5 protein-coding genes and 1 pseudogene are annotated in these 5,910 nt (G+C 74.3%); 2 read left to right on the forward strand and 4 right to left on the reverse strand.

Going from position 1 to position 5,910, the window contains the following annotated elements; all coding sequences use genetic code 11:
- Positions 1-226: hypothetical protein (locus VR45_RS49390; RefSeq protein WP_234326431.1), on the reverse strand; the 226-nt coding region annotated here is incomplete at its 3' end.
- A 248-nt stretch (positions 227-474) separates the two neighbouring features.
- Between VR45_RS49390 and VR45_RS33880 the strand changes: the two genes are divergently transcribed.
- Together VR45_RS33880 and VR45_RS33885 are read left to right on the forward strand one after the other, a co-directional pair.
- Positions 475-2,634 (forward strand): DEAD/DEAH box helicase, encoded by a 2,160-nt coding sequence (locus tag VR45_RS33880; protein ID WP_052709587.1) that lies wholly within the window; start codon positions 475-477, stop codon positions 2,632-2,634.
- Between the two features lie 4 nt (positions 2,635-2,638).
- Positions 2,639-2,908: a hypothetical protein gene (locus VR45_RS33885; RefSeq protein ID WP_045943744.1), complete on the forward strand. Its 270-nt coding sequence runs from the start codon at positions 2,639-2,641 to the stop codon at positions 2,906-2,908.
- A 31-nt stretch (positions 2,909-2,939) separates the two neighbouring features.
- Here the strand turns inward: VR45_RS33885 and sph are convergent, their stop codons facing one another.
- The 3 genes and pseudogenes from sph to VR45_RS50810 form a co-directional block, all read right to left on the reverse strand.
- Positions 2,940-3,974: a sphingomyelin phosphodiesterase gene (sph, locus tag VR45_RS33890; RefSeq protein WP_045943745.1), complete on the reverse strand. Its 1,035-nt coding sequence runs from the start codon at positions 3,972-3,974 to the stop codon at positions 2,940-2,942.
- A 72-nt stretch (positions 3,975-4,046) separates the two neighbouring features.
- A complete protein-coding gene (locus tag VR45_RS50805) occupies positions 4,047-4,709 on the reverse strand; it encodes an MMPL family transporter (protein ID WP_052709588.1) in 663 nt (220 codons plus the stop codon).
- A 370-nt stretch (positions 4,710-5,079) separates the two neighbouring features.
- Positions 5,080-5,907 (reverse strand): annotated as a pseudogene (locus VR45_RS50810) (MMPL family transporter); the annotation flags it as partial.
- Between the last annotated feature and the right edge of the window lie 3 nt (positions 5,908-5,910).

Consider the following 5,910-nt stretch of genomic DNA (forward strand, 5'->3'; position numbering starts at 1 on the left):
CGCGCCGGCCCGCCGGGAGTCGGCCGCGCTGGTCGCGGGCTGTCCGCCGGTGTGCCGGGCCGAGCACCCGGCGGCGGCCTCTGCCGACGGCCCGCCCGGCACGTCCGCGCCGCCGACCGCCGCCGCGTTGTTCACCGGGGTGCTGGACGCCCTGGTCGACCAGGAGGCCCGGGTCGCCCTGGCCGATCTCGACCCGCCCGCCGAGCCGTTCCTCGCCGCCCTGCACTCGCCCGACGGGAGGCTCGGCCAGGCGCCGCACGCCGGACTGCCCGAACGGCTCACGGCCTGGCAGACGGCCCGCCCGGCGGACGGGCCGCTGCGGCTCGACTTCCGTCTCACCGAGCCGCTCGGCCACGACGCCGACCCGGACGTCGCCAACCACCCGGACGTCGCCGACCACCCGGATGCCGCCGACCCGGCCGCCGACTCCTGGCGGCTGGACCTGCTGGTCCGCGCGTCGACCGCCCGTCCCTGGTGGTCCCGGCCGCCGCGCTGCGCCCCGGCGCCGGCGACCCGGCCCGGGAGGCCCTGGCCGACGCCGTCCCCGCCGGGGCCGGCGATCCGGTCGAGGCGTTCCACGAGGAGCTGGCCCGCGCCGTCCGGGTCGCCCCGGAGCTGCGCGCCCTGCTCACCGGCACCTTCCCCACCGAGGCCCGGCTCGGCCGGGCCGGCGCCCTGCGCTTCCTGCGCGAGGACGCGCCCGCGCTCACCGCCGCCGGCTTCGGCGTACTGCTGCCCGCGTGGTGGCAGCGCCGGCCCCGGCTCGGTCTGGTCCTGACGGCGGGCGCGCCCGCCGACGGCCCGGCCGCCGTGCGGCGCCTCGCACAGGTCGACCGGGACGCCGTGCTGGCCTTCGAGTGGCGGCTCGCCCTGGGCGACGTCACGCTGACCGAGCGGGAGTTGGCCGATCTCGCCGCCGCCCAGCAGGGGCTGGTCCGGTTGCGGGGCCGCTGGGTCGAGGTCGATCTGGACCAACTCGCCGTCGCCGTGAGGTTCCTGGCCGAGCACGGCACCGGCACCATGGCGCCGGTCGAGCTGCTGCGGCTGGCCGTGGACGACGGCGCGGTGGTGGACGGGCTGCCGGTCACCGAGGTGCGGGCGGCCGGGCCGATCGGCGACCTGCTGGCCGGCCGGCCGGGCCCGGCGGACCGGGTCCCGGAGTTGCCCGAGGGCTTCACCGGCACCCTCCGCCCTTACCAGCGGCGCGGGTTGGCCTGGCTGGACGCGCTCGGCCGGCTCGGCCTCGGCGCGGTGCTGGCCGACGACATGGGCCTGGGCAAGACGGTGCAGACCCTGGCCCTGCTCGCCCTGGAGCGGGAACGCGGGGCCCGCGGCCCGGTGCTGCTGGTCTGTCCGATGTCGCTGGTCGGCAACTGGCGCCGGGAGGCCGCCGCCTTCGCGCCCGGACTGCGGGTGCACGTCCACCACGGCTCCGACCGCACCGCGCCCGCCCCGGCCGCGCCCGGCACCGGCCTCGGCCTCGACAGCTCCGCCGACCTCCCGGACCTGGTCATCACCACGTACGGGGTGGTCCAGCGGGACGCCGCCGAGCTGCGCCGGATCCACTGGCGGCGGATCGTCGCCGACGAGGCGCAGCACATCAAGAACCGTTCGGCCCGGCAGTCCAGGGCACTGCGCTCGCTGCGCTCCGGCCCGCGGATCGCGCTCACCGGCACCCCGGTGGAGAACCGGCTGGCCGATCTGCACGCCGTCCTGGACTTCGCCAACCCGGGGCTGTTCGGCAGCCCGGAGTCGTTCCGGGAGCGGTTCGCCAACCCGGTCGAGCAGACCGGCAGCGTGGACGCGGCGGCCCGGCTGCGGCGGGTCACCGGCCCGTTCCTGCTGCGCCGCCGCAAGAGCGATCCGCAGATCGTCCAGGACCTGCCCGCCAAGCAGGAGTTCACCGTCAGCTGCTCGCTGACCGCCGAGCAGGCCGGGCTCTACCGGGCGGTGGTGACCGATCTGCTGGAGCGGCTGGGCGGGCTGCGCGGGGTCGAGCGCAAGGGCGCGGTGCTGGCGGCGATCGGCCGGCTCAAGCAGGTGTGCAACCACCCGGCCCAGCTGCTGCACGACGGCACGGCGGTGGCGGGCCGTTCGGGCAAGGTGGAGCGGCTGGTGGAGCTGCTGACGGAGGCGCTGGCCGAGGGGGACCGGGCGCTGGTGTTCACCCAGTACGCCGAGTTCGGTGCGATGCTCCGGCCGTATCTGCGGCGGAAGTTGGGCGAGGAGGTGCTCTATCTGCACGGCGGCGTGCCGCGCGGGCGACGGGACGCCATGGTCGAGCGCTTCCAGTCGCCGGACGGGCCGCGGGTGTTCCTGCTGTCGCTCCGGGCGGGCGGCACCGGGCTCAATCTGACAGCCGCCAACCAGGTGGTGCACCTGGACCGTTGGTGGAACCCGGCGGTCGAGGACCAGGCCACCGACCGCGCGCACCGGATCGGGCAGCGCCGTGACGTGCAGGTGCGGCGGCTGGTCTGCGCGGGCACGGTCGAGGAGCGGATCGACGAACTCCTCACCGCCAAGCGGACATTGGCCGAGGCAGCGCTCGGCGCCGACGAGCAGTGGCTGGCCGAACTCCCGGCCGAGCGGCTGCGGGAGCTGCTCACCCTGTCCGCCGACTCGATCGGAGTGTGACCTCGTGACCCCTTCGGAACACCCTTCGGAACGCCGCCCGGACCGCCACCCCGAACGCGGTGCCGACCGCCGCCCGGAGCACCGCGCCGACCGGCCGCTCGCCGAGCTGCTCGACGTCTACTGGCGCGGCCGGGTGCCGGCCCCGGTCGACCCCGAGCAGGACGGAACACCCACCGCCCTGGACGAGTTGGGTCCCTCCGGCATCACGGTGCGCGGCCGCCCGCTGGAGGCCGGACTGGCCGCCGCCTACCGGCGGTTCACCGGGGCCGGCTGACCCCGGTGGACCGCCGCGCGGAGCCGCTGGCTCAGCCAGCCGTGACCGGGTAGTGGTCGGACAGGTCGTTGTAGGTGTAGCTGGTGCCCCAGCTGCTCACCGTCCAGGGCGCGCTGTGGAAGCGGACCACCGAGTTGGTGTAGGCGGCCGGGCGCGCGTGATCGGCGCGGTAGAGGACGTAGTCGAGGTCCTCCTTCGGCTCGCCGGGGTAGCGGTAGGCCGCGATCGAATTGTCCGCGGTGTCGAAGGAGTTGACCCAGCCGTCGCGGGTGGTGGCCGGTGCCACGCCCGCGTTGGCCAGCAGCGACGGGTACTCGCTGCCGTGCGAGTCGATGTTGAGGTCACCGGCGAGCACGATCGGCTCGGCGGCCGGGATGTTCTTGGCGTCGACGAACGCCTTCATCGCCTTGAGCTGGGCGGCCCGGACGGTGGCGGGCTGGCCGGCCGAGCAGCCGGAGTCGGTGGACTGGAGGTGGGTGCCGATCACGTGGGTGCGCACGCCGTTGACGTTCAGCACGGCGTAGACGAAGCCCTTGTTGGACCACCAGTCCGCCCCGCAGGCGTCCTTGAAGATGTACTGCTCCTTGCGGAGGACGGGCCACTTGCTGAGCAGGGTGACCCCGCCGTCCTCGGGCGTGGTGGAGCTGTAGCTGCCGGAGGTGGCGTCCCAGCCGCTGGTCGAGCGGCCGACCACGGGGGTGTGGTACGGGTACTGCGCCGAGGCCTGGGCCACCAGGGCGTCGGAGGCGGCGTTGTCGAAGGCCTCCTGGAGCACCACGACGTCCTGGCCCTGGAAGACGTCGGTGGCCGGGATGGCCTTGGCCCGGTAGTCCTGGCCCCAGTTGGGGTAGAGACTCTTGCTCATCAGGAAGATGTTGTACGTCAGCACCTTGAGCGCCGGGATCGTCGGCAGCGCGGCGGCCTGCGCGGTCGCGGCCCGGTCGGTGCCCTCTGCGGGGGCGGCGAAGGCGCTCGGCGCGGCGGCGAGCGGGGCGAGCAGGGCGGCGGCAGCGGTGCACACCGCGGCGAGGCGCGCGCCGGGGCGGCGCGTGGAGGGAGTTGGCATGTGCGCAGTGAAGCGAGATCCGGCCACGCTCGTCCAGACAGTGAACGATAACCATATGAACTCATTGGTAACTTAAAGCTGTCTGGCCAACTCCTTCTCGGACGGAGGAACTTGTCCGGACAACGCGCTCGGCCACCACATGTGCCGGTCCAGGTCGACGGTCAGCGCGGTCACCAGGACGGAGCGCACCACCAGGGTGTCCAGCAGCACGCCGAGGGCCACCGCGAAGCCGATCTCGGCGAAGCCCACCACCGGCAGGGTGCCCAGCACGGCGAAGGTGCTGGCCAGGATCAGCCCGGCCGAGGTGATCACACCGCCGGTCGCGGCCAGTCCGGCCACCGCCCCCCGCCGGGTGCCCAACTGCGTGGCTTCCTCGCGCACCCGGGTCATCAGGAAGATGTTGTAGTCGATGCCCAGGGCCACCAGGAACACGAAGACGAACAGCGGGAAGGAGTTGTCCTGTCCCTCGAAGTGGAAGACGTGCTCGAAGAAGAACGCGCTGATGCCGAGCGCGGCGGCGTAGGAGAGCACGACGGTGGCGATCAGCACCAGCGGCGCGGTGACCGCGCGCAGCAGCAGGGCCAGGATCACCAGCACCACGCCCAGCACCAGCGGGATGATGGTCCGGTTGTCGGAGGTCGCGGCCCGGCCGGCGTCCAGGATCACCGCCGTCGAACCGCCCACCTGGGCGTCGGCGTTCGGCACCGCGTGCACGGCGGTCCGCAGCCGGTCCACGGTGTCCTTGGCGGCCTGGCTGTCCGGCGGGTCGGTGAGGGTCGCCCGGAACAGCGCCCGCCCCTCGTGGAACGTCGGCTCCGTGGTGCTCGCGATCCCGGGAGTCGCCCGGGTCGCCGCTCTCGGCGGCCGCCGAGACGACGGTCAGCGGCGCGCCGGTGCCGGCCGGGAAGTGCGCTTCCAGGGCCTGCTGGCCGACCACCGAGTCCGGCGTCCCGGTGAAGCTGCCGGCGGTGCTGAGCCCGGTGGCGTTCAGCGAGACCAGTCCGACGCAGCAGGCCGCCAGGGCGAGCGCGGTACCGATCCACACTTTGCGCGGCCGCCGCGCGATCCACTCCCCGACGTGCGCCCAGCGTCCGGAGCGGGTCGGTTCCGGTGTGCCGAAGGCGGGCTTCACCGGCCAGAACACCCAGCGCCCGAGGATCACCAGCAGCGCGGGCAGCAGGGTCAGCATCGCGGCCAGCGCCACCAGGACGCCGATCGCGCAGACCGGGCCGAGGCCGCTGGTCGAGTTCATCTCCGCGACCAGCAGGCAGAGCATCGAGGCGACCACGGTCGCGGAGGAGGCGAGGATCGCCGGACCGGCCCGGTGCAGGGCGAAGGCCATCGCCTCGTGCCGGTCCTCGTGCCGGCGCAGCTCCTCCCGGTAGCGGGCGGTCAGCAGCAGGGCGTAGTCCGTCCCCGCGCCGAGCACCAGCACGATGAGGATGCCGGCGCTCTGCGCGTTGACGGTCAGTCCGGCGTGGTCGGCCAGCAGATAGATCACCGCCTGGGCGACCACCAGCGCCCCGGCCGCCGAGAACAGCGGCAGCATCCACAGCACCGGGCTGCGGTAGGTGAGCAGCAGCAGGACGATCACCACCGCGACGGTGGCGGCGAGCAGGGTGGAGTCGATCCCGGCGAAGGCCTCGGCCTGGTCGGCGCCGACCCCGGCCGGGCCGGTGACATGGGTGGTCATGCCGAGGCTGTTGTCGGCGGCGGTGGCGCGCAGGCTGTCCACCGCCGGGCGGAGGTCCTGCCAGCCGCCGGTGCCGATGTCCACCGACACGATGGTCTGCAGCGCCTGGCCGTCGGCGGACTCCACCGGCCCGGTCACCGGGCCGACCACGTGCGGGGCGGAGGCGAAGGCCAGGGCGTCCTTGGCCGCCTCGACCTTGTCGGCGGGCGTGATGCCGCCGTCCCGGACGTAGACCACCACCGC

It is taken from the genome of Streptomyces sp. NRRL S-495, assembly GCF_000966955.1.
Classification (GTDB): domain Bacteria; phylum Actinomycetota; class Actinomycetes; order Streptomycetales; family Streptomycetaceae; genus Kitasatospora; species Kitasatospora purpeofusca.